General features: G+C 65.9%; 23 protein-coding genes. 11 read left to right on the top strand and 12 right to left on the bottom strand.

The genetic code is table 11. From position 1 onward, the window contains the following. Positions 1 to 10 precede the first annotated feature (10 nt). From C7402_RS26035 to C7402_RS26010, 6 genes are all read left to right on the top strand, one after another. Complete coding sequence (locus tag C7402_RS26035) at positions 11 to 1,582, top strand: efflux transporter outer membrane subunit (RefSeq protein WP_116612818.1); 1,572 nt, start codon at positions 11 to 13, stop codon at positions 1,580 to 1,582. Between the two features lie 242 nt (positions 1,583 to 1,824). Further along, positions 1,825 to 2,661: a MetQ/NlpA family ABC transporter substrate-binding protein gene (locus C7402_RS26030; RefSeq protein WP_116612714.1), complete on the top strand. Its 837-nt coding sequence runs from the start codon at positions 1,825 to 1,827 to the stop codon at positions 2,659 to 2,661. 38 nt (positions 2,662 to 2,699) lie between these two features. Beyond that, on the top strand, positions 2,700 to 3,827 hold the full coding sequence (locus C7402_RS26025; RefSeq protein ID WP_116612713.1) for a methionine ABC transporter ATP-binding protein: 1,128 nt from the start codon (positions 2,700 to 2,702) through the stop codon (positions 3,825 to 3,827). Further along, positions 3,820 to 4,476, top strand: a complete 657-nt coding sequence (locus C7402_RS26020) for a methionine ABC transporter permease (protein WP_112170942.1) — start codon at positions 3,820 to 3,822, stop codon at positions 4,474 to 4,476. The genes C7402_RS26025 and C7402_RS26020 overlap by 8 nt, the downstream gene beginning before the upstream one ends. 82 nt (positions 4,477 to 4,558) lie before the next feature. Further along, the gene (locus C7402_RS26015; RefSeq protein WP_116612712.1) at positions 4,559 to 5,785 is read left to right on the top strand and encodes an acyl-CoA dehydrogenase family protein; all 1,227 of its coding nucleotides are present in this window, start codon (positions 4,559 to 4,561) and stop codon (positions 5,783 to 5,785) included. Positions 5,786 to 5,851: 66 nt separating this feature from the next. Then, positions 5,852 to 7,177 carry an Nramp family divalent metal transporter gene (locus C7402_RS26010; RefSeq protein ID WP_112170944.1) on the top strand — a complete coding sequence of 442 codons (1,326 nt, stop codon included), beginning with the start codon at positions 5,852 to 5,854 and terminating at the stop codon, positions 7,175 to 7,177. Positions 7,178 to 7,312: 135 nt separating this feature from the next. On the opposite strand, the gene flhC is transcribed toward C7402_RS26010, so the two are convergent. From flhC to C7402_RS25995, 3 genes are all read right to left on the bottom strand, one after another. Continuing rightward, positions 7,313 to 7,915 carry a flagellar transcriptional regulator FlhC gene (flhC, locus tag C7402_RS26005; protein WP_112170945.1) on the bottom strand — a complete coding sequence of 201 codons (603 nt, stop codon included), beginning with the start codon at positions 7,913 to 7,915 and terminating at the stop codon, positions 7,313 to 7,315. Between the two features lie 11 nt (positions 7,916 to 7,926). Beyond that, complete coding sequence (gene flhD / locus C7402_RS26000) at positions 7,927 to 8,247, bottom strand: flagellar transcriptional regulator FlhD (RefSeq protein WP_112170946.1); 321 nt, start codon at positions 8,245 to 8,247, stop codon at positions 7,927 to 7,929. A gap of 698 nt (positions 8,248 to 8,945) precedes the next feature. Then, complete coding sequence (locus C7402_RS25995; RefSeq protein WP_112170947.1) at positions 8,946 to 9,131, bottom strand: hypothetical protein; 186 nt, start codon at positions 9,129 to 9,131, stop codon at positions 8,946 to 8,948. Positions 9,132 to 9,244: 113 nt separating this feature from the next. Between C7402_RS25995 and C7402_RS25990 the strand changes: the two genes are divergently transcribed. Further along, complete coding sequence (locus tag C7402_RS25990; RefSeq protein WP_112170948.1) at positions 9,245 to 9,706, top strand: universal stress protein; 462 nt, start codon at positions 9,245 to 9,247, stop codon at positions 9,704 to 9,706. Between the two features lie 20 nt (positions 9,707 to 9,726). Here C7402_RS25990 and C7402_RS25985 read toward each other — a convergent pair whose 3' ends face one another. From C7402_RS25985 to C7402_RS25960, 6 genes are all read right to left on the bottom strand, one after another. After that, complete coding sequence (locus C7402_RS25985; protein ID WP_112170949.1) at positions 9,727 to 11,013, bottom strand: MFS transporter; 1,287 nt, start codon at positions 11,011 to 11,013, stop codon at positions 9,727 to 9,729. Positions 11,014 to 11,046: 33 nt separating this feature from the next. Further along, on the bottom strand, positions 11,047 to 11,838 hold the full coding sequence (locus C7402_RS25980) for a peptidylprolyl isomerase (RefSeq protein ID WP_116612711.1): 792 nt from the start codon (positions 11,836 to 11,838) through the stop codon (positions 11,047 to 11,049). A gap of 32 nt (positions 11,839 to 11,870) precedes the next feature. Then, positions 11,871 to 12,554, bottom strand: coding sequence for a respiratory nitrate reductase subunit gamma (narI, locus tag C7402_RS25975; RefSeq protein WP_116612710.1), 684 nt, complete (start codon positions 12,552 to 12,554; stop codon positions 11,871 to 11,873). A gap of 75 nt (positions 12,555 to 12,629) precedes the next feature. Further along, positions 12,630 to 13,325 (bottom strand): nitrate reductase molybdenum cofactor assembly chaperone, encoded by a 696-nt coding sequence (gene narJ, locus C7402_RS25970; RefSeq protein ID WP_116612709.1) that lies wholly within the window; start codon positions 13,323 to 13,325, stop codon positions 12,630 to 12,632. 2 nt (positions 13,326 to 13,327) lie between these two features. Continuing rightward, positions 13,328 to 14,851, bottom strand: coding sequence for a nitrate reductase subunit beta (gene narH / locus C7402_RS25965; RefSeq protein ID WP_112170953.1), 1,524 nt, complete (start codon positions 14,849 to 14,851; stop codon positions 13,328 to 13,330). Continuing rightward, positions 14,848 to 18,639, bottom strand: coding sequence for a nitrate reductase subunit alpha (locus C7402_RS25960; RefSeq protein ID WP_116612708.1), 3,792 nt, complete (start codon positions 18,637 to 18,639; stop codon positions 14,848 to 14,850). Before C7402_RS25960 ends, narH begins: the two co-directional genes overlap by 4 nt. 562 nt (positions 18,640 to 19,201) lie before the next feature. On the opposite strand from C7402_RS25960, the gene otnI reads away from it, so the two are divergent. After that, positions 19,202 to 19,990 (top strand): 2-oxo-tetronate isomerase, encoded by a 789-nt coding sequence (gene otnI / locus C7402_RS25955; RefSeq protein WP_116612707.1) that lies wholly within the window; start codon positions 19,202 to 19,204, stop codon positions 19,988 to 19,990. A gap of 28 nt (positions 19,991 to 20,018) precedes the next feature. Here the strand turns inward: otnI and C7402_RS25950 are convergent, their stop codons facing one another. Continuing rightward, entirely contained in the window at positions 20,019 to 20,849 is an 831-nt protein-coding gene (locus tag C7402_RS25950; RefSeq protein ID WP_244314944.1) for a helix-turn-helix domain-containing protein, read from the bottom strand. Between the two features lie 204 nt (positions 20,850 to 21,053). Here C7402_RS25950 and C7402_RS47080 point away from each other — a divergent pair, with 204 nt between their 5' ends. From C7402_RS47080 to C7402_RS25940, 3 genes are all read left to right on the top strand, one after another. Next, a complete protein-coding gene (locus tag C7402_RS47080; protein ID WP_165842001.1) occupies positions 21,054 to 21,215 on the top strand; it encodes a hypothetical protein in 162 nt (53 codons plus the stop codon). A 275-nt stretch (positions 21,216 to 21,490) separates the two neighbouring features. After that, on the top strand, positions 21,491 to 21,922 hold the full coding sequence (locus C7402_RS25945) for a DoxX family protein (protein WP_116612705.1): 432 nt from the start codon (positions 21,491 to 21,493) through the stop codon (positions 21,920 to 21,922). Between the two features lie 63 nt (positions 21,923 to 21,985). Continuing rightward, entirely contained in the window at positions 21,986 to 22,255 is a 270-nt protein-coding gene (locus tag C7402_RS25940; protein WP_112170958.1) for a hypothetical protein, read from the top strand. A gap of 15 nt (positions 22,256 to 22,270) precedes the next feature. Here the strand turns inward: C7402_RS25940 and C7402_RS25935 are convergent, their stop codons facing one another. Beyond that, positions 22,271 to 23,752, bottom strand: coding sequence for an MFS transporter (locus C7402_RS25935; protein WP_116612704.1), 1,482 nt, complete (start codon positions 23,750 to 23,752; stop codon positions 22,271 to 22,273). 138 nt (positions 23,753 to 23,890) lie between these two features. Beyond that, positions 23,891 to 25,192: an MFS transporter gene (locus C7402_RS25930; RefSeq protein ID WP_116612703.1), complete on the bottom strand. Its 1,302-nt coding sequence runs from the start codon at positions 25,190 to 25,192 to the stop codon at positions 23,891 to 23,893. Positions 25,193 to 25,561: the final 369 nt, after the last annotated feature.

The following is a 25,561-nucleotide window of genomic DNA, read 5'->3' as shown; positions in this document are numbered from 1 at the left end:
AATGATGAATATGACTAACGAATCCATCTTGCGCCAGAGCGCGCGCGAGACGCCGGGAGGCTGGCGTCTCGCGCGGATCGCGGCGAGCGTCGCGCTGTTCGCGTGGCTTGCCGCGTGCTCGGTCGAGCCGACCTACAAGGCGCCCGACGCGGGCGTGCCCGCCGCGTACAAGGAAACGCCGCAGCAGACGCAGAGCGCGAACCCGCACGACGTTGGCACGTGGACGCCCGCGCAGCCCGCCGACGACGCCCATCGCGGCGAATGGTGGACGGTGTTCGGCGATCCGACGCTCGACAAGCTCGAGCAGCAGGCCTTCGACGCGAACCAGGACCTCAAGGCGGCAGCCGCGCGCGTGCAGCAGGCGCGTGCCGTGACCCAGGCCGCGCGCGCCTCGTGGTTCCCGTCGATCGACGCGGGCTTCGGCCCGACCTACGAGCGCGCCTCGCCGGCTTCGCAGTATCAGCCGCAGAACTACAACGTGCCCGCGCAAACGCTGTGGCGCGCGCAGGCCACGGCGAGCTACGAGGTCGATCTGTTCGGCCGCGTGAGTTCGAACGTCCACGCCACGCAGGCGGACGCGCAGCAGAGCGAAGCGCTGTTCCGTTCGGTGCAGCTCGCCTTGCAGGCCGATGTCGCGCAGAACTACTTCCAGTTGCGCCAGTTCGACTCCGACGTCGATCTGTACCGCCGCACGGTGACGCTGCGCGCAGACGCGCTCAAGCTCGTCGAGCGGCGTTTCAAGGAGGGCGACATCAGCGCGCTCGACGTCGCGCAGGCGCGCAATGAACTGGCGAGCGCGCGCGCCGACGCCGTAGGCGTCGCACGCCAGCGCGCGGCCTCGGAGCACAGTCTCGCGATCCTGCTGGGCAAGGCGCCCGCCGACTTCACGTTCCCGGAAACGCCGCTTGCGCCGGTGCTCGTGCAGGTGCCGCCGGGCCTGCCTTCCACGCTGCTGGAGCGCCGCCCCGACATTGCCGCCGCCGAGCGCGCGATGGCGGCCGCGAACGCGCGCGTGGGCCTTGCGAAGTCGGCGTTCTTCCCGAAGCTCGACATCACGGGGGCGTTCGGCTATGAGTCGGCTACGCTTGGCGACCTGTTCATGTGGTCGAGCCGGGCCTTCCTGCTCGGGCCGCTCGCGGGCACGGCGCTCACGCTGCCGCTGTTCGACGGCGGCCGCCGCAAGGCCAATCTCGCTCAGGCGCGCGCGAAGTACGACGAGGACGTGGCGCAGTATCGCCAGCAGGTGCTCGTGGCGTTCCGCGAGGTCGAGGACAATCTCTCCGACCTGCACCTGCTCGACGACCAGATCCGCGAACAGAACGACGCGGTGGGCGCTTCGCAGCAGTCGGCGCACCTTTCGCGCACGCAGTACGAGGAGGGCGAGGTGAGCTACCTGAACGTGATCGACAGCGAGCGCACGGTGCTCGTGTCGCAGTTGCAGGCGAGCCACCTGCAAGGCTCGCAGGCCGTGGCGACCGTGAACCTGATCCGCGCGCTGGGCGGGGGCTGGGGCGACGCGAAGCCCGGCGACGCCACGCCGGGAGATCCGGTACCGCCGCCGGCGCCGCTCGCCGCGCGCTGAGCCGAGCGCCGGGTCAATCCGCAAAACCGAAGCACGTTCGCCGCCCGCGCATATATCGCGGGCGGCGATTTCCTTTGCGCAATCCGTTCGTAGACCCCGCGCCGCCGCGCCCCTATCATCGCTTGGACCCATCTGGAGCAAACGCGATGGGCGGCGCGCGTCCCGCGCGCGGGCGTTCTTTCCGTTGGCCTCATCGCGTCGCTCCTCACTGAACGAAGTGCAACTTCCATTCGAGGACCGCGATGAAACGTGCCGTGCGCGCCGTGTGGCGCCATTCCCTTCTCCAACGTTTCGGCGTGCTGACGGCGGTGGCCGTGACGCTCGCGGCGGCAACGCTCAATGCGCACGCGGACACGCCCACGCTCAAGATCGGCATTGCCACCACGCCGCAAACGCCCGCGCTCCAGGAAGCCGCGCGCGAGGCGAAGGCCCAGGGCGTGGACGTAAAGATCATCGAATTCACCGACTGGAATACACCCAACGCCGCGCTCGCGAACAAGGACATCGACGTCAACTACTTCCAGCACACGCCGTTTCTGGAAAACGCCGAGAAGCAGGGCGGCTACAAGTTCGTCGCCATCGCGCCGGGCACGATCATGAAGATCGGCCTGTATTCGAAGAAGGTAAAACGTTTCGAAGACCTGAAGGATGGCGCGACCGTCGCCATCGCCAACGATCCGGTGAACGGCGGGCGGGGTCTCCTGCTGCTGCAACGCGCGGGCTTCATCAAGCTCAAGCCGGGCGTGGATTATCGCGCGACGACGCTCGACATCGTGTCCAATCCCAAGCACCTCAAGATCGTGCAGCTCGAAGCGTCGCAACTCGCGCGCTCGCTCGACGACGTCGATCTCGCGCAGGGCTACCCGAGCTTCATCAAGCTCGCGGGCACCACCGATCCCAATAGCGCGCTGCTTTTCGACGGCGTGGAGAACAAGGCGTTCGCGATCCAGTTCGTCGTGCGGCCTGAGAGCGTGAACGATCCGCGCATCCGCAAGTTCATCGATATCTATCAGCATTCGCCGGCCGTGCGCAAGGAACTCGACAAGGCCTTCGGCAATCTTTACGCGGTCGCGTGGTAACGGGCGACGCGCACGCGATTCACGCACGAGGAGCAGCGATGATGAAATGGTTCGGGGCGGCGCGCTTCATCGAGGCGGGCCCGGCGGCGGGCGAGGCGGCGCGCAACGCGCAGGACTCGCAGCCCGCCGTGGTGTTCGGGCAGGTCGGCAAGGTCTATGCGAGCGCCCAGTCGAAAGCTGCGCACGCCGCGCTTTCCGGCGTCGATCTTCAGGTGGCGCGCGGCGAGGTGTTCGGCATCATCGGGCGTAGCGGCGCGGGCAAGTCCACGCTGCTGCGGCTCGTGAACGGGCTGGAAAAGCCCACGACCGGCAGCGTGCGCGTGAACGGCGTGGACGTGGGCGCGCTCGACGAGCGCGGGCTCGTCACGCTGCGGCGGCGCATCGGCATGGTGTTCCAGCACTTCAACCTGCTTTCCGCGAAAACGGTGTACGACAACATCGCGCTGCCGCTCAAGATCGCGGGCGTGCCGAAGGCGACCATCGAAACGCGCGTGAACACGCTGCTCGACCTCGTGGGCTTGAGCGAGCGCCGCGATGCGTGGCCCGCGCGACTCTCGGGCGGTCAGAAGCAGCGCGTGGGCATTGCCCGCGCGCTCGTGCACGAGCCCGATATCCTGCTTTGCGACGAGGCGACCTCGGCGCTCGACCCGGAAACCACGCGCGCCATTCTCGCGTTGCTGCGCGACATCAACCGGCGCCTGGGCGTCACCATCGTGCTCATCACGCACGAAATGGAAGTGATCCGCGACGTGTGCGACACGGTCGCCGTGATCGAGCGCGGCGAAGTGGTCGAGCAGGGGCCCGTGTGGCGCGTGTGCGGCAATCCTCAGCACGAGGCGACGCGCGCGCTCTTGCATACGCCGGGCCACGAGCTTCCCGACGACCTGGCCGCGCGACTGCGCGCGACACCGCAAGCCGGTGCGCACGCGTTGTTCGACGTGCGCTTCACCGGCGAGTCCGACGAGGAGCCCGAGATCGCCACGCTGGCGCAGGCGTTCGGCGCACAGGGCGTGCGCTTCGTGCACGGCGGCATCGAACGCATTCAGGGGCGTGCGCAAGGGCGGCTCATCGTGTCGGCGCCGGTGGCGAGCGCCGACGAGGCGGCCACGCTGGCCGTTCAGGCGCGCCGTTACGCGAGCCGCGTGGAGGTGCTGGGCTATGTCTGATGTGTGGATTTCCGAACTGCTCGAAGGTATTCGCGACACGGTGCTGATGGTCGGCGTATCGGCGATCTTCGCACTCCTGATCGGTATTCCGCTCGCGCTGCTGCTGGTCACGACCGCGCGCGGCGGCATTTTCGAGCGGCCCGCGCTCAACACGACGCTCGGTGCGCTCGTCAACGCGTTCCGCTCCACGCCTTTCATCATTTTGCTGGTTGCGCTGCTGCCGCTCACGCGTTTTCTGGTCGGCACGACCATCGGCGTGTGGGCGGCCGTGGTGCCGCTTTCCATCGCCGCGATTCCGTTCTTCGCGCGTGTGGCCGAAGTGAGCCTGCGCGAAGTGGATCGCGGTCTGATCGAAGCCGCCCAGGCCATGGGCGCGCAGCGCCGCCACATCGTCTGGCACGTGTTGTTGCCCGAGGCGCTGCCCGGTATGCTGGGTGGCTTCACCATCACCGTGGTGGCGATGATCGGCTCCTCGGCCATGGCGGGCGCCGTCGGAGCGGGCGGCCTGGGCGATCTCGCGATACGCTACGGCTACCAGCGCTTCGACACGACGGTCATGGTGACCGTGATCGTCTTGCTGATCGCGATCGTGGCGGCCGTGCAATTCGTGGGCGACCTGCTCGTGCGGCGTCTCTTGCGGCGAACCTGACGGGCGCAACCGTTCGACATGACGCGCGCAGCCCATCGCTGCGCGCTTCGCTTTTTGGGCATCACTTTCGGGAAAAACGGGTATGAACGAAACACTGCGGCCGCGCGGTCGGGAACAGGAGGAGGCGCGTCTTGCCGCGCTGCTGGAAGCGCTGCGCGCGAGCGCCCCGCAACGCGACCTGGCCGGCGGCCACGCGGCGGCCGAAAAGCAGCGCATCGCCGACGCCGGGCTGCTCACCATTGCAGTGCCGCGCGAGTTCGGCGGGCAGTTTGGTGCGGCGTCCGGTGCGCAGTCAGGCGACACGGCCAGTGCCGGCCTGCGCTGGAGCGACGTCTACACGATCATCCGCAAGCTCGCGCGCGTCGACAGCGCGCTTGCGCATCTGCTCGGCTTCCAGTGCCTGCAAGTCGCGAGCGTCGAATTGTGGGGCAGCCCGGCGCAGCGCGCGAACTGGCTGCAAGGCACGGTCGAGCACCGCTGGTGGTGGGGCAACGCCGTGAATCCGCTCGACACGCGGCTCGTTGCGCAGTCCGATGGCGCGGGCGGCTGGCGTCTGCACGGCAAGAAGGGATTCTGCTCGGGCACCTACGGCTCGCAGATGATGACCGTGAGCGCGCACGATCCCGCCACCGGCAACCCGGTGTTCGCGGTCGTGCCCACCACGCGCGCGGGCATCGCCGTGCACGACGACTGGGACCCGATCGGCCAGCGGCAGACCGACAGCGGCACGGTGTCGTTCGAGAACGTCGAAGTGCGCGCCGCCGAAGTGCTCCAGCGGCCCGACACGCCGCGCGCCACGCTGCGCACGCTCGTTTCGCAAGGGGTGCTCACGAACCTGTTCGTGGGTCTCGCGGAAGGCGCGCTCGAAGAAGCGCGCGCTTATGTGCTCGCGAACGGGCGGCCGTGGATCAACGCGGGCGTGCAGCACGTGGCCGACGACCCGTATTTGCAGCAGCGCTTCGGCGAGATGCGCGTGCAGTCGCTCGCGGCGGCCGTGCTTGCCGACCGCGCAGGCGCGCTGCTCGACGCCGCGTGGCAAGAGGGCGAGGCGCTGGGCGCGGCCACGCGCGCGGAAGTCTCGCTGGCGATTTCGGAGGCGAAGATCGTTGCGCATCGCGCCGCGCTGGAAACCGGCGAGCAGTTGTTCGAAGCGTGCGGCGCGCGCGCCACGGGCGCGGCGCTCGCGCTCGACCGCTTCTGGCGCAACGCGCGCGTGCACACGCTGCACGATCCGCTCGACTACCGCGTGCGCGACGTGGGCCGCCACACGCTCTTGCAGGAACTGCCGCAGCCGACGCTGTACACTTGAGGGCCCGATCGCGGCGCTTCGCCGCGTCACGTCAACCGTTGACGTCAACCCTTGAGGATCGAACCGTTGGAGTTCCGACTACCGACCACGGCGACGGCGCCGTTTTGCCCTTCCGAAGTGCAGGGCAGCATCGAGGTTTCGCCGCGCGCGCCATTCTGGAAGAAGTTCTGGCAGTTCGCGGGCCCCGGCCTGCTGGTGTCGATCGGCTATATGGACCCCGGCAACTGGGCCACCGACATCGAGGCGGGCTCGCGCTATGGTTACAGCCTGCTGTTCGTGGTTGTGCTCTCCAGCCTCGCGGCCATCGCGTTGCAATGCCTCTCCATGCGCCTTGGCATCGTCACGCAGCGCGATCTCGCGGAGCTTTCGCGCGAGCGCTACTCAAAGCCCGTGGCGCTCGGCCAGTGGGCGCTCGCCGAGCTTTCGATCATCGCCTGCGATCTCGCCGAGGTGCTGGGCGGCGCGCTCGCGTTCCACCTGTTGCTGGGCTGCTCGCTGATGGTGGGCGTGGTGCTCACCGCGTTCGACACACTCATCGTGCTCGGCCTGAAGGGCAAGAACTTCCGCTCGCTCGAAGCGATCATGGCCGGGCTCATCGCCACCATCGGCCTGGGCTACGTGATCCAGCTCGCGCTCGTGAAGCCGCACTGGCCCGCCGTGTTCGCGGGCGCCGTGCCATCGTGGCACGCCATTGCCTCGGCGGAGCCGCTTTATCTCGCGATCGGCATTCTCGGCGCGACGGTCATGCCGCATAACCTCTACCTGCATTCGTCGATCGTGCAGACGCGCGCCGTCAAGCGCGATCGCCAGAGCCTCGCGCAAGCCATCAGCCTTTCGCGTCTGGACACGATCGTCTCGCTCCTGCTCGCGCTGCTCATCAACGCGGCCATCCTGATCCTGGCCGCGGCGGCGTTCCACGCCAACGGGCACACCCAGGTCACCGATATCGAAGAAGCCTACAAGCTGCTCGCGCCGATCGTCGGCACGGGCCTGGCGGCGGTGCTGTTCGCGGTGACGCTGCTCGCCTCCGGGCAAAGCTCGACGTTTACGGGCACGGTGGCGGGCCAGGTCATCATGGAAGGCTTCCTGCGCATGAAGATTCCGTGCTACCAGCGGCGGCTCATCACGCGCGTGCTCGCGCTGATCCCGGCGGTGGCGGGCGTGGCGCTGCTGGGCAACGGCGCGGTGGGCAAGCTGCTGGTGGCAAGCCAGGTGGTGCTGAGCCTGCAACTGCCGTTTGCGCTCTGGCCGCTCATTCGCATGACGAACGATCGTGCGCTGATGGGCGAGTTCGTGAACCGGCTGCCCACGCGGCTGATCGCGTGGTTCCTGTTCGTGGTGATCTCGGCTGCGAACCTGTGGCTCGTCTGGCAGACGTTCGCCGGGAACTAGAAGAGGGAGGGGTGCTGGCGCGCGCCCTGAAGTGGCGGCAAGTAGAATGCGCTTCGCCGTCCGGTGCGCTCAGGCACCGGACGGTTTCGCGTCTTGGTCTCGAGTCCGGTTGATCCGGATCTGGCTCTCCTACGCTTATGCAGCCTCGGCAATGCCATCCGACGTTACCACTGCCGGAAGGTCGCTCTCGGTCTGCTCTGCGCCCCGTCGCGCTGCAGCCGCCTTTTTCGTCTTGCCGGCTCGCGATGGAGGCTGGCATGCGCCGCACACGACGTTGTGCTGAAGGTCGTGGCGATGCGCGACGAACTTACCGCCGCAACGGCAGCAAGGCGTCAACTGCAGAATATCGGCATCAAAAAAGCGCACCAGGGTCCACGCACGCGTGAGGTCGAGCACCGGCTCGGCCCCGCTGTGGCGGCAGTGTTCCAGATACAGCCGGAACCCCTTGGTGAGCGCGTCGAGATGCGAGCAACGCGCTTCATTCTTCAGGAACAGGTACGTGTTATAGAACAGCGAGGCGTGGATGTTGGCCAGCCACGTCATGTACCAGTCCGCCGAAAACGGCAACATACCCTTGGGCGGCGACACGCCGCGAATCTCGCGATACAGGCGGATCATGCGGTCACGCGAGAGCGTGAGTTCGCTTTCCAGCACCTGCATGCGCGCGCCCAGCTCGATCAACGCGATCGCGCGGAACACTTCCTGGGCGTCTTCGGTGAGGCTGCGCCGCGTTGTCATGGACGTCACCCTCAGGCGAATTGGCCGGCCGGCTGTCCTGCAAGCAGGATGGCCGCGTGAGTGGCCGCCACGTCGGCATGCTTGGATGTCTGCGTGAGCGCGGACAACATCGCATGATCGTCGAAGCGGAAAAAACAGAGAAGCTGGTCGGAAGAGGCCAACCTGACGATCTGCGCGAGCGACAGTCCGCCAAGCAGATCGGCCAATTCCGACGACAGTCCCAGTCGGAACATGCCGACCGGCTTGTCCTCGCGCAGCATGCGCTGTGCGAGCATCAGATACGACAAATTAATTTCGCGGATAGAATCCAGCGTCTCGCTGCTACGGTCCATTTCTCTAGTTTCCGAAGCCCCGAATTTAACCCCCCGGCTTTTTCGCCGTGTATCTTTTCTGGTCTTGTGGCCGGCCCTAGCTCATTGGCTGGGCCTGACTCTTTGATACAGGTTGTTACATCTCGTAACAACCTTGGAGGGAATTGTATGAGGGCTTATCTCAGAAATCAATCCCTCGGATCAAAAAATAATCAACTGTTGTAAATTATTTTCGGTAATTTTTTCTGCTATTTGATGCCGTGCTTGCGGCAATCTGCCGCAACGCCCGCCCAGCCCCGGCAATTCGGTCTGAAGGCCTTGGTGCTTGGGCTCTCGGTCCCGGCATCCGGTGCATGCGCAACGAATGTGCGGGTGCCGCGCAGGGAGGCTTGCAGGAATAAACGTTTTGAAAGGAATTACGTTGACAGGTAAAAAATACGTGTCTGGGGATTAATTCCGATGAGGATTAATATGTAACAGCCGATTCGACCCCAAAACAATTGTAACAGCCGAATGTGTAACTAAGGTGTAACCAGCGCGAGTGCGTGCTATCGCGGGATATGCTCAGTGAGTAAAGCCGGGATTTGCACGAGGAAATATTTATTAAACGGACGCATCAAAGCGTCTTTGGTTACAAATTGGGCTCCGGCGAGAAAGCCGGTAAAGAAGAGACGAAAGCGGTGCGGTGGCTCAGATGAATCGGCGAGGTATCCGTTCATTCAGGTGAGCAGCGGCACCGCTTCGATGAGAGCGGCGCCCAGCAGCAGGCCGACCAGCGCGCCGACGAGCCGTGGATGCCATTTGTCGAGGTGGATCGCGCTGACGAGGGCGCCCACGAGGATGGCCCCGAGCAGGGCGAAGGCGACCAGCAGGTAGGCGATCTCGAAATCATTGTCGATGATCATGGCGCCTCCTTAAAGGCGATCTGGCGAAAGCCCATATGCCAGTTATATCACAACGTGATATAACTGGCATAATGAAAGCATCATTCCGGGGTGAACCGCGAGGGAGAAAGCTCATGGCCTCGTTTAAACGCATTCTGCTGTGCTACGACGCGACGCGCGAAGGACGGCGCGCGTTGCGCGAGGGCGCCGACCTCGCGCGCGAGTGCCACGCCCAGACGCACCTGCTCGCGGTGCTCGACCAGGCGCCGCTGCAATGGGGCACGGATATCGCCTCGGCGGTGCCGTTCGAGGCCGCCGAGGAGGCGGCGCGCGAAATCCTGCGCGACGGGGTGGCGTGCCTCCAGGAAAAGGGGCTCGCGGCGACCGGGCACTTCGTGGTGGGGCGGCCTATCGACGTGATTGCGAGCTACTGCGCCGAGCTCATGCCCGACCTGATCGTGCTGGGCCACCACCGGCGCGGGCCGTTCAAGCGCTGGTGGGACGGGCGCGACGACCGCCTGCTGCTCGACCGGGTGTCGTGCAGCGTGCTCGTCGTGACGGCGCCCGAGCCTCAGGCGGCAGCGGCCGCCGCTTGAGGTGAAGGCTCACGTGGGCGTCAGGCGCTGCTCTGGCCGAGAATCGGCGTGCGCTTGACCTCGGAGATGTAGAGCAGGATCAGCGAGACCCAGACAATGCCGTAGAGCAGCATGAAGCAGCTCGAACGGATCTTGAGCCAGTCGAGCAGCATGCCGAACAGGATCGGCAGCAGAAAGCCGCCGAGGCCGCCCGCCAGGCCGACAATGCCGGTCACGACGCCCATGTTGGTGGGAAAGTCGTCGGCCACGTACTTGAACGTCGAGGCCATGCCGAACGCGAACACCGCGCCCAGCACGAAGGCCACCGCGACGAAGCCGAACAGCGGCATGTTGATGTGGAGTGCCGCCTGACCATCGATCGTGTGGATCACGAAGTCCGTGGGCGGGTACGAGAGGATGAACAGGCAGATCCACGCCACCCACAGGCCCCACCAGGTGACCGTATGCGCGCCCAGCTTGTCGGCGAGTACGCCGCCGACCGCCCGCAGGATCGAGCCTGGCAGCGAGAAGCCCGCGGCGAAGGCCGAAGCCATGACGAGCGACATGCCGTACTCGGCCTTCAGGTATTGCGGAATCCACAGCGAGAGGGCGGTGAAGCCGCCGAAGGTGATCGAGTAATACTGGCACAGGCGCCATACGCGCGGGTCGGCCAGCACCTTGAATGTGTCCAGCAGCGAGCCGCCCGACTTGCCCGCGCCGGGGTCGCGCGCGGAGCCTAACCAGAAAATGACGGCGGTCACGAGCAGGGCGACGGCGTAGACGCGCGGCACGAAGCGCCACCCGTAGAGATTTTCGAGCTGCGGCGTGACGAACAGGTTGACGGCCGCGCCCACCGTGCCCGCGCCGAAGAAACCCATGGCGAAGCCGCGCTGGCTGGGCGGGAAAAAGCGCGCGACGTAAGGTGTGCCTACTGCGAACGACGCGCCCACGCAGCCGAGAAAGAGGCCGATGAGCAGGAACTGCCACAGCTCGCTTGCGTAGCTGACGATATACACGGGCACCGCGCACACCACGAGCAGCGTGGTCATGACGATGCGCCCGCCGAAGCGGTCGGTCCACGCGCCGAGCGGCAAACGCATGATCGCGCCGGTGAGCACGGGCGTGGCGGTGAGCAGGCCGAACTCGGTGCTGTTGAGCTGGAGTTCCTCGCGCAACTGCACGCCGAGCACGCCGAACATCATCCACACCACGAAACATACGAGAAACGCGAGCGTGCTCACGAGCAGGACGGACCAGGCCTTCGCGCCGACCTTCTCCGGTTGCGCGGCGCCCGTCACGGGGCGCGCCGATTCGCTACGCAGATTCATGTTGCCTCCATCGCGTGGGGGTGCACGTCGACTTCACTGGACGAGGGGACTCGTTGCGGCTTCCAGTGCCGCGTTTTCGAGTGTCGCTTCGGATGCGAGTATCGATACGTACTGCTGAATGGCCTTGTGGCGCACGCGCTCGCTGAGAAAGCGCGCGATGTCGCTGGACACCTCGCTATACGCTACGGGGTCGCCCGGCACGCGCCGGTCCACGCGCACAAGATGAAAGCCGTAGCGCGTGCGTACGAGGCGCGGCAGGATGCCGATGTCGGTGGCGTCGAACAGCGCCGTTTCGAACTCGGGTACGGTGTCGCCGCGCGCGAGCTGGCCGAGGCTGCCGCCCACGCCCGCCGAAGGGCAGTTCGAGAACTGCCGCGCCAGCGCCTCGAAGGTGTCGGGCGTTTGCTGGAGTTCGCGCAGCGTTTCCTCCGCCTTCTGGCGCAGCAGCGCGAGCGGCACACGCTCGGTGATGGCGAAGAGAATGTGGCTCGCGTACACCAGTTCGTTGCGCACGAAACGTTTGGCGTGTTGCGCGTAGTAGCGTTCGCAGTCCTCGGGCGTGGGCTCGGGCACGCGCAGTTCGCGCGCCAGCAGCGTGTCGAGCACGGCGTCGTCGAGCTCGGCGTCCGGCGCGATCAGGCCGAGCGCCGTGGCGCGCTGGCGCAACAGCTCGTGCACGACGAGCGCGCGCCGTGCGGCGAGCGCGGGGTCAGGGTCGTCGGTGTGATTGCCGCGCTCGGTCTCGATCGCCGCGAGGCCGATCTCGACGTCGTTTACACGCGCGGGCTGGTCGAGGGCAAGGTCATGCGGGGCCGCGTTCGTCATCGATTGCGCTCCTGGTTCCGGTGGAGGGAGGATTAGCGCTTGCGCACGAGCTGGTACGGGCGGATCAGATAGAAAACCGAAGCGATGCCGCTCCAGATATGGACCATGCGCGTGAACGGCGAAACGAGGAAGATGGTGAAGCCCAGCGCGATGTGCGTCTGGTACACGAGCGGCACGCCGTCGAGCAGGCCAGCGATGTTGGGCCGGAAGGTCACCACGCCTTTCACGTAGTCGGTGAGCTGTTCGAACATCATGCCGTCCATGTGGCGCGCGGAGAGCACCACGGTGGCGAGCCCGAGCGCGAGCTGCGCCCACAGCATGAACACGATGACGATATCCGACGTCTTGCTGTTCACGCGGATACGCGTGTCGCCCAGCCGCCGCGCGATCAGGATCGTGAGGCCGACAATCGCGAAGCTGCCCGCCACGCCGCCCGCCACCATCGCGAGCAACTGGTGCACGGTGGCGGAGATGAAAGGCGCGACCAGCCAGTGCGGTGCGAGAAAGCCGACGAAGTGGCCCATCACCACGACCAGAATGCCCCAGTGGAACAGGTTGCTGCCAAGGCGCAGCGAGCCGCGCCGCAGCAGTTGTGACGAGTCGCTCTTCCACGTGTACTGCTCGCGGTCGAAGCGCACGAGCGAGCCGAACAGCAAGACGGCCAGGCAGATATACGGATAGATGCCGAACAGAAACTGATGGAAGTAGTTGCCCATGACGGCTCCTTGCTTGCTGTTTGCCAACGGCGTTCGAACGGTGTATCCGGATTGCGTGTTGCGTGTTGCGGCTGTCTAGCGCGGCGCGCGGCGCGGGTGAAACTCCACAGGCGCAACCGCAGGCCGTTCCGCGCCCATGAATTGCACCGGTTCGTCGGCCCAGGCGGCGTCGAGCGCTTGCAGGTGGTCCTTGTCGTGCGGCTTGCCCGCGTCGTCGTCGTGCGCGGCGTCGGGCAGGTCGGCGCCGCCCGCGCCCGCGAGCGGCAGCAGCGCGCCGATTACGTACGCGTAGTGGCTGTTGCGGCGGCTCAGCTCGGCCGTGATCGACTGGAGAATCGCCGTGGTTTCGGCCAGCAGTGCGCGCGCCTCGTTCGGCTCCAGAATCGAGAGGTATTCGAGGAACACGGGCAGATAGTCGGGCAACTGGCCCGGCTGGAGCAGCATGCCGTGCTTCTCGTAGGTCTGAACGAGGTCGATCATCGCCTGGCCGCGATCGCGCGATTCGCCGTGCACGTGCTCGAACAGATGCAGCGAAGTCGCGCGGCCGCGATCGAACAAGGCAACGTAGTTCTCTTGCAGCGCGAGCAGATCGCGCGAGCCGAGATAGTCGATGAAGCGTTCGAGCTTCTCGCGCGCCTCGGCGCCGAACGCACGCTCGCTGCGCACGATCGCGCGCAGTTCATGCACCGCCTCGACGAGCGGCGTATCGGGATACTCGAGCAGCGACGCTACGAGCCGGTAGGTCATGGGCTGGGGACGAGCCGCGAACATGGTCAGATCTCCTGAATGGGAATCTGGCGATGTCCGCTTTTCGGCGCGAACAGGCTTGCCTCCGATTTGCCGTCCGAACAGCCGTTGCCGAACGAGAAGCCGCACGACGAGCGCAGGTCGAAGGCGTTCTCCGCATACTCGCGGTGCGTGGTGGGAATCACGAAACGGTCCTCGTAGTTCGCGATCGCGAGATAGCGATACATCTCTTCCACCTGGGCAAGCGAGAGCCCGACTTGCGTGAGCACCTGCGGAGCGTCCACGCGGTCCACGTTGCGCGCGCGCATGAAAGCGCGCATGGCGAGCATGCGTTCCAGCGCGAGCTGCACGGGCTTTTCGTCGCCGGCCGTAAGCAGGTTCGCGAGGTAGCGCAGCGGAATGCGCAGCGAGTGCACGTCGGGCAGCCAGCCGTTCATGCCCAGCTCGCCGCTGTTGGCGGCCGAATTGATGGGCGAGAGCGGGGGCACGTACCAGACCATCGGCAGTGTGCGGTACTCGGGGTGCAGCGGGAAGGCGATGCGCCAGTCGATCGCCATCTTGTAGACGGGCGAGCGTTGCGCGCCGTCGATCCACGCTTGCGGAACGCCGTCGCGCGCGGCCTGCTCGATCACGGCCGGGTCGAACGGGTCGAGGAACACGTCGAGCTGCGCCTGGTAGAGGTCCTTCTCGTCGGCCACGCTTGCTGCGTCGCGAATGCGGTCGGCATCGTAGAGGAGCACGCCGAGATAACGGATGCGCCCGACGCACGTTTCCGAGCACACGGTGGGTTGCCCCGCCTCGATACGCGGATAGCAGAAGATGCACTTTTCGGCCTTGCCGCTATGCCAGTTGAAGTAGATCTTCTTGTAAGGGCAGCCCGAAACGCACATGCGCCAGCCGCGGCACTTGTCCTGATCGATCAGCACGATGCCGTCTTCCTCGCGCTTGTAGATCGAACCGGAAGGGCAGGCGGCCACGCAGGCGGGGTTCAGGCAGTGCTCGCACAGGCGCGGCAGATACATCATGAAGGTGTTTTCGAACTGCCCGTAGATATCCTTCTGCACGTTCTCGAAGTTATAGTCCTTCGAACGCTTTTCGAACTCGCCGCCCAGAATCTCTTCCCAGTTCGGCCCCCACTCGATCTTCTCCATGCGCTGGCCGCTGATGAGCGAGCGCGGCCGTGCAACGGGCGTGGCCTTCGTGTTGCCCGCTTCCTGCAAATGCGCGTAATCGAAGGTGAAAGGCTCGTAGTAGTCGTCGATTTCGGGCAGATGCGGATTGGCGAAAATTTGCGCGAGCAGCCGCCACTTGCCGCCCAGGCGTGGCTCGATCTGGCCGTCGGCCTTGCGCACCCAGCCGCCGCGCCAGCGCTCCTGGTTCTCCCATTCCTTCGGGTAGCCGATGCCGGGCTTGGTTTCCACGTTGTTGAACCACGCGTATTCCATGCCTTCGCGGCTCGTCCACACGTTCTTGCAGGTGACCGAGCAGGTATGGCAGCCAATGCACTTGTCGAGGTTCAGGACCATCGCGATCTGCGCACGCACTTTCATGAGCCTTCTCCTTCGCGAACGGCCGCGCTGACGGCGGCAGGCAGGGGGCCAACGGGTGTTTCCTCGGCGTCGAGCCAGTCGACGTTCTTCATCTTGCGCACGATGAGGAACTCATCGCGGTTCGAGCCGACCGTGCCGTAGTAGTTGAAGCCATAAGCGAGTTGCGCGTAGCCGCCGATCATGTGCGTGGGCTTGAGCGAAATGCGCGTGACCGAGTTGTGAATGCCGCCGCGTGTGCCCGTTATTTCGGACCCCGGCGTATTCACGATTTTTTCCTGGGCGTGGTACATCATGACCATGCCGCGCGGAATGCGCTGGCTCACCACGGCGCGCGCGCAGAGTGCGCCGTTCGCGTTGAAGCATTCGATCCAGTCGTTGTCGACCACGCCGATCTGTGCCGCGTCCTTCTCCGAGATCCACACGATCGGGCCGCCGCGCGAAAGCGTGAGCATCAGCAGATTGTCGGTGTAGGTGCTGTGAATGCCCCACTTCTGGTGCGGCGTGATGAAGTTCAGCGCCAGCTCGGGATTGCCGTTCGAGCGCGAACCGGCCATCTTCTCGTAGCTGCCGGTGTCGATAGGCGGCTTGTAGACGCACAGCGCCTCGCCGAACGCGCGCATCCACGCGTGGTCCTGGTAGAGCTGCTGGCGACCGCTCAACGTGCGCCAGGGGATCAGCTCGTGCACGTTCGTGTAGCCCGCGTTGTACGACACGTGTTCCGACTCGATGCCGCTCCACGTGGGCGACGAAATGATCTTGCGCGGCTGCGCCTGGATATCGCGGAAGCGGATCTTTTCGTCGGCGCGCGCGTCGGCGAGATGCGCGTGTTCGATGCCCGTGAACTTCGAGAGCGCTTCCCACGCCTTCTTCGCGACCGCGCCGTTGGTTTCGGGTGCGAGCGAGAGGATCGTTTCGGCGGCATCGATCGCGGTCTCGATGCGCGGGCGGCCCTTCGCGTCGCCGGCGTCTTCCGCCTGATCGCGATAGTTCAGCGCGCCGAGTTCGTGGACTTCGTCCTCGGTATTCCAGCTAATGCCCTTGCCGCCGTTGCCGAGCTTGTCCATGAGCGGCCCAAGCGAGGTGAAACGGTGATACGTCTCGGGGTAATTGCGCTCGAGCATCACCACGCCCGGCATGGTCTTGCCCGGAACCGGCTCGCATTCGCCGCGCTTCCAGTCGTCCACGCCGAAGGGCTGGGCGAGTTCGCCCGCCGCGTCGTGCGCAATGGGCGCGAGCACCACGTCGCGCTCCACGCCGAGATGGCCCACGCTCAATTCGGAAAAGCGCTTTGCGATGGCCTTGAAAATGTCCCAGTCGCTGCGCGCTTGCCACGCGGGGTCCACGGCGGCGGAAAGCGGGTGAATGAACGGGTGCATGTCGGACGTGTTCATGTCGTCCTTCTCGTACCACGTGGCGGTGGGCAGCACGATGTCCGAGTACATGCACGTCGTCGACATGCGGAAGTCGAGCGTGCAGAGCAGGTCGAGCTTGCCTTGCGGCGCCTCTTCGTGCCAGACGACTTCCTCGGGACGCGGCACACCGTCTTTCACCACTTCCTCGCCTTGCACACCGTTCGTTGTGCCGAGCAGATGCTTGAGGAAGTACTCGTGCCCCTTGCCCGACGAGCCGAGCAGGTTCGAGCGCCACACGAACAGATTGCGTGGGAATACGGCGGGATTATCGGGGTCTTCGCAGGCGAGCTTGAGGCTGCCGTCCTTCACGCGTCGCGCCACTTCGGCACCGGCTTTCGCGGGGTCTTCGAGCGATCGGCCCAGTTCCAGCGGATTGCTCGCGAGCTGCGGGGCCGAAGGCAGCCAGCCCATGCGCTCGGCGCGCACGTTGTAGTCGATCGGCGCGCCGTGAAAGTCGGCCTTGTTCGCGAGCGGCGAAAGCAGATCCGTTGGGTTCATCGGATCGTAGCGCCACTGGTCGGTGTGCGCGTAGAAGAACGACGTGGCGTTCATCTGGCGCGGCGGCCGGCTCCAGTCGAGCGCGAAAGCAAGTGCGGTCCAGCCCGTTTGCGGACGCAACTTTTCCTGGCCCACGTAATGCGACCAGCCGCCGCCGGACTTGCCGATGCAGCCGCACATCACGAGCATGTTGATGATGGCGCGGTAGGCCATGTCCATGTGGAACCAGTGATTGATGCCCGCGCCGATGATGACCATCGAGCGGCCTTCGGTCTTGTCGGCGTTCTCGGCGAACTGGCGCGCGACGTTGATGACGTCCGCGCGCTTCACGCCCGTGATCGCTTCCTGCCACGCGGGCGTGTAGGGCACGTCGTCGTCGTAGCTGTGCGCGATGTCCTTGCCGCCCAGGCCCTGGTCGAGCCCGTAGTTCGCCACGAAAAGATCGTAGACGGTGGCCACGAGCCGCTCGCCGGCGGCCGTCGCCACGCGCCGCACGCCAATGCGACGGTTCAGCACCGGCCCGTGCGAGGTGTGCGGGAAATGTGGATGCGCGACGTTGCCGAAGTAGGGGAACAGCACGTCCACCACATCGTCGTGCTTTTCGACGAGCGAGAGCGCGGGCTTGAGCGGCGCGCCGTTGACGCCTTCCTCGCGCAGATTCCACTTGCCGCGATCGGCGCCTTCCTGCTGGCCCCAGCGAAAGCCGACCGAGCCGAGCGGCACCGCGAATTCATTCGTCGCGCTGTCGATCACTACGGTCTTCCACTCGGGGTTGTTGTCCTGCGCGAGCGCGCCGTCGAAGTCGGAGGCGCGCAGATAGCGGTCGGGCACGTACTGGCCGTCGCGCTCGACGAGCGTGACGAGGCAGGACATGTCGGTGAAGCGGCTGCAATAGTCGGCGAAATAGGCGCTCTTGCCCGCGAGGTGATACTCCTTGAGGATCACGTGGCCCATGGCGAGCGCGAGCGCCGCGTCGGTACCCTGCTTGGGATGCAGCCAGATGTCGCCGAACTTCGCGCCTTCGGCGTAGTCGGGGAAGATAGAAACGATCTTCGCGCCGCGGTAGCGCGCTTCCACCATGAAGTGCGCATCGGGCGTGCGCGTTTGCGGTACGTTCGACCCCCACATCACGATGAACGACGAGTTGTACCAGTCGGCGGACTCGGGCACGTCGGTCTGCTCGCCCCACGTTTGCGGCGAAGCGGGCGGCAGGTCGCAGTACCAGTCGTAGAACGAGAGGCACACGCCGCCGATGAGCGAGAGATAGCGCGAGCCGGCCGCATACGACACCATCGACATGGCGGGAATGGGCGAGAAGCCGATCACGCGGTCTGGGCCGTGGCGTTTGATGGTATGCACGTTTGCCGCGGCGGCGATTTCGAGCACTTCGCTCCAGTCCGCGCGCACGAAGCCGCCCAGGCCGCGTCGCGTTTGATAACTTTTGCGCGCGGCATCGTCGTCGACAATGGCCGCCCACGCGGCAACGGGGTCGAGCGTGCGGCGCTTTTCGCGCCACAACTTCACGAGCGCGCTGCGCACGAGCGGGTACTTGAGCCGATTGGCGCTGTACAGGTACCACGAATAGGACGCGCCGCGCGAGCAGCCGCGCGGTTCGTGGTTGGGCATGTCGGGGCGCGTGCGCGGGTAGTCGGTCTGCTGCGTTTCCCACGCGACAATACCGCCCTTCACGTAGATCTTCCACGAGCACGAGCCCGTGCAATTCACGCCGTGCGTGGAGCGCACGATCTTGTCGTGCTGCCAGCGCGTGCGGTACGCCTCCTCCCATTTTCGGTCTTCGTCTGTGACGGCGCCGTGACCATCGGCGAATTGCGTGCGTGCCGCCGTGAAATAACGCAGACGATCCAGAAAATGGCTCATGTCATCTCCAGCTTGTACGTCGGGGACTACCGTAATTTAGGAGAAGGATTGAGAAGATGTAAAGGGGATGAATGAAATCTATTTCGACGTATATGAATGGATATAACGAATTCCAGAAATCTTTGACAGAAAGTTGGCAAAATGTCGGATATGCAATATGCACAATAACGATGAATATGTTTGAAAACGAATGGTGTTTCAAATTTTTCATCAAGTGCAAGAAAGTTGTGGGATTTCTGGGGAAAACGCAGTGAATCGTGAGGCTGTGTGTTTCCGGGATTTAAATATGGAGTTCGAAGCATGTGGTAAATCGGCATCGAACGTGGAGGCTGTCATCGGGAAATGAGGCGCGTTATACGCCAGGGCAAGAATTGGATTGGGATGAATGGGGCGATTGTTGCGTGCGCATGAATCCAGAATCTTTATTCCAGTTTCATTTCATGACGTGGACATATTCCCGAGATCGGCCGGCTGCCAACGGCTGAGGCCAACTTCACGCGCGCCCCCGCTTTGCCCGACAATACCGGCATCAGCCGTCATGCAAACCACTGGAGTGACTTCGATGCCGCGCTTTGCCGCCAATCTCTCGATGATGTATACCGAGCACGCGTTTCTCGACCGCTTCGCCGCCGCGGCGCGCGACGGCTTCGATGCCGTGGAGTATCTGTTTCCGTATGAACATCCGGCCGCGGAAATCAAGGCGCGGCTCGACGGTGCGTCGCTCGTTCAGGCGCTCTTCAACGCGCCGCCCGGAAACTGGGCGGCGGGCGAGCGCGGCATGGCTTCGCTGCCGGGGCGCGATGACGAGTTTCGCCGCAGCATCGACACCGCGCTCGACTATGCGCGCGTCCTTGGCAACCGCAAGATTCACGTGATGGCGGGGCTCGTCGCGCATGAGGCGTCGCGCGCGGCGCAGCGCGATCTGTACCTGGAGCGTCTTGGCTACGCGGCACGCGTGGCTGAGGCCGACGGCATCGACGTGCTGATCGAGCCGATCAATACACGCGACATGCCCGGCTACCTGCTCAACCGTCAGGACGACGCGCACGCGATCTGCGCGGAAGTGGGCGCGCCGAATTTGCGCGTGCAGTTCGATTGCTACCACTGCCAGATCGTCGAGGGCGATCTCGCCGTGAAACTCGCTCGCGACATGGCGGGCATCGGTCACATTCAGATCGCGGGCGTGCCCGAGCGCCACGAACCCGACAGCGGCGAGCTCAATTACCCGTGGTTGCTCGCGCGCATCGACGAACTGGGCTACGACGGCTGGATCGGCTGCGAATACCGGCCGCGCGCCGATACGTCTGCGGGCCTTGGCTGGATTCGGCCGTGGCTGGCGGCACGCGCTTGACGTTGCGAGGAAAGCGACCGCCTGCGCATCAGCGCATGGCGTCGCGCAACGCCTGCGCCGTTTGCGGGTCGGCGGGGAAGAACGCTTCGATCGCGAGCTCGGAGAGCGTGATGTCGACGGGCGTGCCGAATACGGTGGTCGTGCTGTAGAACGCCAGCTCGCCTAGCGCCGTGCGCACGCGCAGCGGCACGGCGATGTGATGCGTGAGCGGCTCGATGCTCGCGGCCGCCACGCCGGCCGGCGTCGGGTAGGCCGCGAGTTCTTCGTGCAGGGCGGCAAGCGCGGGGTCGCCGCTCGCATCGATCTGGCGTTGCAGGCGCGTGAGCAGATGCGCGCGCCACGCGTGCCAGTTGACGATGCGCGGCGCGATGCCTGCGGGATGCAGCGAAAGCCGCAGCGCGTTGATCGGCGCGTCGAGCAGGGCGGGCGACGCGTCGCCGATAAGGGGGGCGAGCGCGCCGTTCGCGGCGACGATGTTCCAGTGGCGGTCCACCGCCACGGCGGGATAGGGCTCGTGCCCGCGCAGCACGAGATCGACGGCCTCGCGCGCGGCGGCAAGTTGCGGGTCGTCCAGGGCGCGCTCGCGGTAGAGCGGCGCATAGCCCGCCGCCATGAGCAGCGCGTTGCGCTCGCGCAGCGGCACGTCGAGCTGCTCCGCGAGATGCATGACCATTTCGCGGCTCGGCAGCGCGCGGCCCGATTCGACGAAGCTCAGATGGCGGGTCGAAATCTCCGCTTCGGTGGCGAGCAGCAACTGGCTCATGCGGCGGCGCATGCGCCAGTCGCGCAGCATCTCGCCGACGCTGCGGCGCGCGGCGCCGGCCGCGGAGGCCGGCAGTGTGGAGGCGAGCGTGTTCATGCCGCCGATTCTAGCGAAACGCGCGCGCAAGACCATTACGTCTGAGGTAAAGTCCGCGCCGCGCGCGGCCGTTATCGAATATATGAAAACCTCCGTAACAAGTCCCTGCGGCATTTATGGAGGACGTATACGCTGGACCGCGCGATCGCCTAGAATGAAAAGTCTCACGTACTGTGGCTGTGGCGTCGCGCAGAGGAGACCGCCATGAGGGAAACCGTTGCTGCTTACCTGCTCGGACCAGCCGTGATGGTGCTGGTGTGCGCGGCCATGTGGGCCGTGTCGCGCCGCAGCAGGGGCTTGCTCGAGGAGCGCTTCACGCGCTGGCTCGACGCCCATCGTCCGCACGGCATGCGTCACAAGCATTGAGCGTGCCAGAGCGGCGACGGCGTGCGCGCAGGCTCCTCGCCGGATCGCTCGCGCAACGGTTTCGCCGCCCGGCTCGTTGCTCCAATTCCATAGCATTCCGAATCAATTCCCGAGTGGTCCCGAGTGGCATCTGCACGTAGCCGTTCGCTCTATCGTGCGCGGCCCGCTTTCGTCCATCGGGGTTTGCCTGCTGTCTCCGTTTCATGTTGTGGGAATGTTGGGGGAACTGAGCGCAAGCGCCACGGTCATTCCGATATTGCATACCGGAGCCCTTCATGACCCGTCCCGCCGATTCCCTCATCATCTTCATCGCCCGTGTCGCCCTTGCCATCCTGTTCCTTTGGGGTGGGGCCATGAAGCTGCTGGGGTATGCGGGGTTCGTCGGCTACCTTCATTCGAAGGGCGTGCCCTATGCCTCGTATGCGGCGATCGTGGCGACGGTCATCGAACTGCTCGGCGGCATTGCGCTCGTGCTGGGCGTGCGCACGCGCGCTGTGGGCTTCCTGCTTGCCGTGTACGCTGTTGTCACGGCGATATTCGGCCATGACTTCTGGAACATGACGCAAGCCGCGTTGCAACAGGACGCAGTGGTGCACTTCTGGAAGAACGTGGCGATCGCGGGTGGTTTCCTGCTGCTCACCGTAACGGGCGCGGGACGTGCTTCTGTCGATGGCTTGCGCGCGCCGCGCGGCGGCCTGCGCGGCTAGGCGCCCACGGCAGCGGGCAAAACGGCACAACCACCGGGCAACCGGACGACCAGGGAGCAGGCCTTGATACAGAACTTCGATTACAACGTGGCGGGCAAGCCGGAGCAATTCTGCGCGAGCCTCGCCGAAGACGGCACGCGGCGCGTGTTCATCAGTTATGCGGATACGGCCAAGACGCTCGTGATCCTCGACGCCACCGGCCTGCTCGGCGCACTCAAGGCCGAGCTGGAGGAGCCGGACCAGCTCATCGCGCACGCCATTCGCAAGGCGCAGAACGAAGGGCTGATCGAACGCGCGATCGACTCCGGCGCGATTCAGGAGGCGTCGCTGTAGCCGCCTTGCAGGGCGTCAGCGCGACTCGTTCAGGCGCGGCGCCGCAGCCGGGCGCGCCCCCGCGTGCGCCGCAGCGGTCCTCACGAACCACGCCAGCCCCGCCGCCGTGAGCAGGAGCGCCGTCGAGATCGCGGCCTCCGCTCGCAGGCCGGCCACCACCTGCGCCGCGAACGCGCCGCCCGCGAGCGCGCCGAACGCCGCCACACCCACCGCACCGCCCGCCTGACGCGCCGTATTGAGCAGCGCCGAGGCCGTGCCCGCGCGCGCCGGTTCGACCGAGGAGAGCACCGCTGTCGTCATCGCCGGGACGGCCAGCCCCATGCCCGAGGGAATCAGCAGGAAGGCGAGGAGCACGAAGGCGAGCGGCGTCGCGGCGTCCACCGTCGTTAGCAACGCGTAACCGGCCCCGGCGAGGAGCGCGCCGACGACCATCGGCCGGCGCGTGCCGTAATGCGCCACCACATGCCCGCTCACGATGTTCGACAGCAGGAAGCCGCCGGTCAGCGGCACGAACGCGAGCCCCGCCTGCAATGGCGTCTCGCCGCGCGCGTGTTGCAGGTAGAGCGCGAGCACGAACACGGTGCCGTAATAGGTGAGATTCACGCAGATGCCGAACAGCACCGCCGCGCTGAACGTGCGGTTGCGCAGCATGGCGAGCGGCAGCATCGGATCGCGCACGCGCGCTTCGAGCGAAACGAAGGCGAAGCCCGCGGCGAACGCGAGCGCGAAGCCGCCCGCCACCGCCCAGTGCATGAAGCCGAGCGGACGCCATTCGATCACCGCGCCCGTGAACGCCGTGAGCGCCACCACGGCGAGCACCTGGCCGCGCACGTCGAGGCTGCGCGCGGCCGCCGCTACCCCTGCCGTGCCCGCCGCGCCGGGTTCACGTGCATGGCGGCGCGGCGCCGGAATCCAGGCGAGCGTGGCCGCGAGGCCGGCCGCGCACAGCGGCAGGTTCACGAGAAAAATGCTGCGCCAGCCGAAAGCCGCGATCAGCAGGCCGCCCGCCACCGGCCCGGCGGCGATCGAAATGGCGCCCGCGGCGGTCCAGAAGCCCACGGCGCGTGCCCGCAGCGCCCGGTCATGGCGGCACGCCTCGTTGAGCAGCGCAAGCGAGTTCGGCAGCATGGCCGCCGCGCCCGCGCCTTGCAGCGCGCGGGCGGCGACCAGCATCGCCGCATTGGCGGCAAGGCCGCACGCGAGCGAGGCGAGCGCGAACACCACGAGCCCGGCGGCATAGAGGCGGCGCGCGCCGTAACGCTCGCCGAGCACGCCGCCCGAGAGCATCAGCACCGCGAAGGCGAGCGTGTAGGCGTCGACGATCCATTGCAGGCCCGCGACCCTCGTGTGGAGGTCGGTAGCGATGCGCGCGAGCGCGATATTGACGATGGTGACGTCGAGCTGCGTGACCACGAAGCCCACGCTGACTGTCGCGACGATGCGCGTGAGGGCGGGCGTGAAGTGGACGGGGGCGGGGGTGGGGTGTGAGGTATTCATGCACCCATCGTAGGGCGCATGCCGGCTGCGACGTTTCGGCCTGGGGTGAATCGTCGAAGCCGCCGGAAAAATGGCGCCGGAACGGCGGGGCCGTCCCGTGCGCCTTCAGTGCGCACTGAAGGCGCACGGAGTACGTGCTTACTCGTCGCGCTGCGGGTCTTTGAAGAACAGCGTCGTGATCGCGCCGAGCACGCAGATCGCAGCGACGTAGTACGCGGGCGCGAGCGGCGCGGACTTCATCATGAGCGCGACGACGATCGGCGTGAGGCCGCCGAACACGGCATACGCCACGTTGTACGAGAACGAGATGCCCGAGAAGCGCACCACGGGCGGGAACGCGTTCACCATCACATAAGGCACCGCGCCGATAGTCCCGACCAGCAGCCCGGCCACCGCGTAGAGCGGCATGAGCAGCGAGCTGTCCACGGCGATCTGGCGGAACAGCGTGTAGTACGAGATGGCCAGCGCAATGCCGCCGATGGCAAGCACGCGGCGCGCGCCGAAGCGGTCCGCGAGCGCGCCCGCGGTGACGCAACCGACCGTGAGGAAGAGCGTCGCCACGCAGTTGGCGAGCAGCGACGTGGTGGCGTCGAGATGGAACTGCTTTTGCAGGAGCGGCGGCGTCATCAGGATCACGACGACGATGGCGGCCGACAGCATCCACGTGAGCAGCATCGAGACGATCACGGCGCGGCCGTGGTCGCGCAGCACGGCCTTGAGCGGAATTTCGTCGGCGAGCGACTTGCGCGCCTGCATCTCCGCGAATACCGGCGTTTCGTGCAGCCACTGGCGCAGGTACACCGAGAACATGCCGAACAGCCCGCCGATCAGGAACGGAATGCGCCACGCATACGCGGCGATGTCGCCCGGCGCGTAGTGATGGTTGACCGCCGCGGCGATCAGCGAGCCGAGCAGGATGCCGAACGTGAGGCCCGCCGTGAGCGTGCCGCACGCATAGCCGATGTGGCGGCGCGGCACGTGCTCGGAGACGAACACCCACGCGCCCGGCACCTCGCCGCCCACGGCCGCGCCTTGCAGCACGCGCAGCGTGAGGAGCAGCACCGGCGCGAGCACGCCGATCGTCGCATAGGTGGGCAGGCAGCCCATGGCGAGCGTGGGCAGCGCCATCAGCAGCACGGAGAGCGTGAACATGCGCTTGCGGCCGAGCAGGTCGCCGAAGTGCGCCATGACGATGCCGCCGAGCGGGCGCGCGAGGTAGCCCGCCGCGAAGATGCCGAACGTCTGGAGCTGACGCAGCCAGTCGGGAATCGTTGCGGGGAAGAACAACTGGCCGATGGCCGGCGCGAAGAACACGAAGATGATGAAGTCGTAAAACTCCAGGGCCCCGCCGAGCGCCGCGAGCGCCAGCGTCTTGTAGTCGCTGCGTGTGAGCGCGCGCGCGGCGGCTGGCGCGCGCACGTCGATGTCTGTTGCTTGCATTTCCGAAAAACCAGGGTGTTTGTTATGTACGACGTTGTAAGGAACGCGTGTGGACGTCCGTGATGGCCGAATTTGCCTGGTGCGCGCGTGGCGCGGGGGCGGCGGTCGTCGGAAAGTGGGCGCGAGGGTGGGGCACGGCAACAGCGCGTCCGTACGGGTGGGCGGACGCGCCGACGAGTTCAGGCCAGCGCGCAATTCTACAGGAAGCTTGCAGGGGGCCAGGCACGCCGGGGTAGGCGGCTGTCAGGGCGTGTGCCGATCGCTGTCGGAAATCAGCCGAGCGAGGGCGAGTCTGGGTGCAATTCGGACTCGTCCGATGGGCAGCCTTTGCACATATCCACAGAATTGCCCGGCTTGATTTTCGATCCA

It is taken from the genome of Paraburkholderia unamae (assembly GCF_003096875.1).
Taxonomy (GTDB): Bacteria; Pseudomonadota; Gammaproteobacteria; order Burkholderiales; family Burkholderiaceae; genus Paraburkholderia; species Paraburkholderia unamae.
This window is presented reverse-complemented; position numbering and strand designations above follow the sequence as displayed.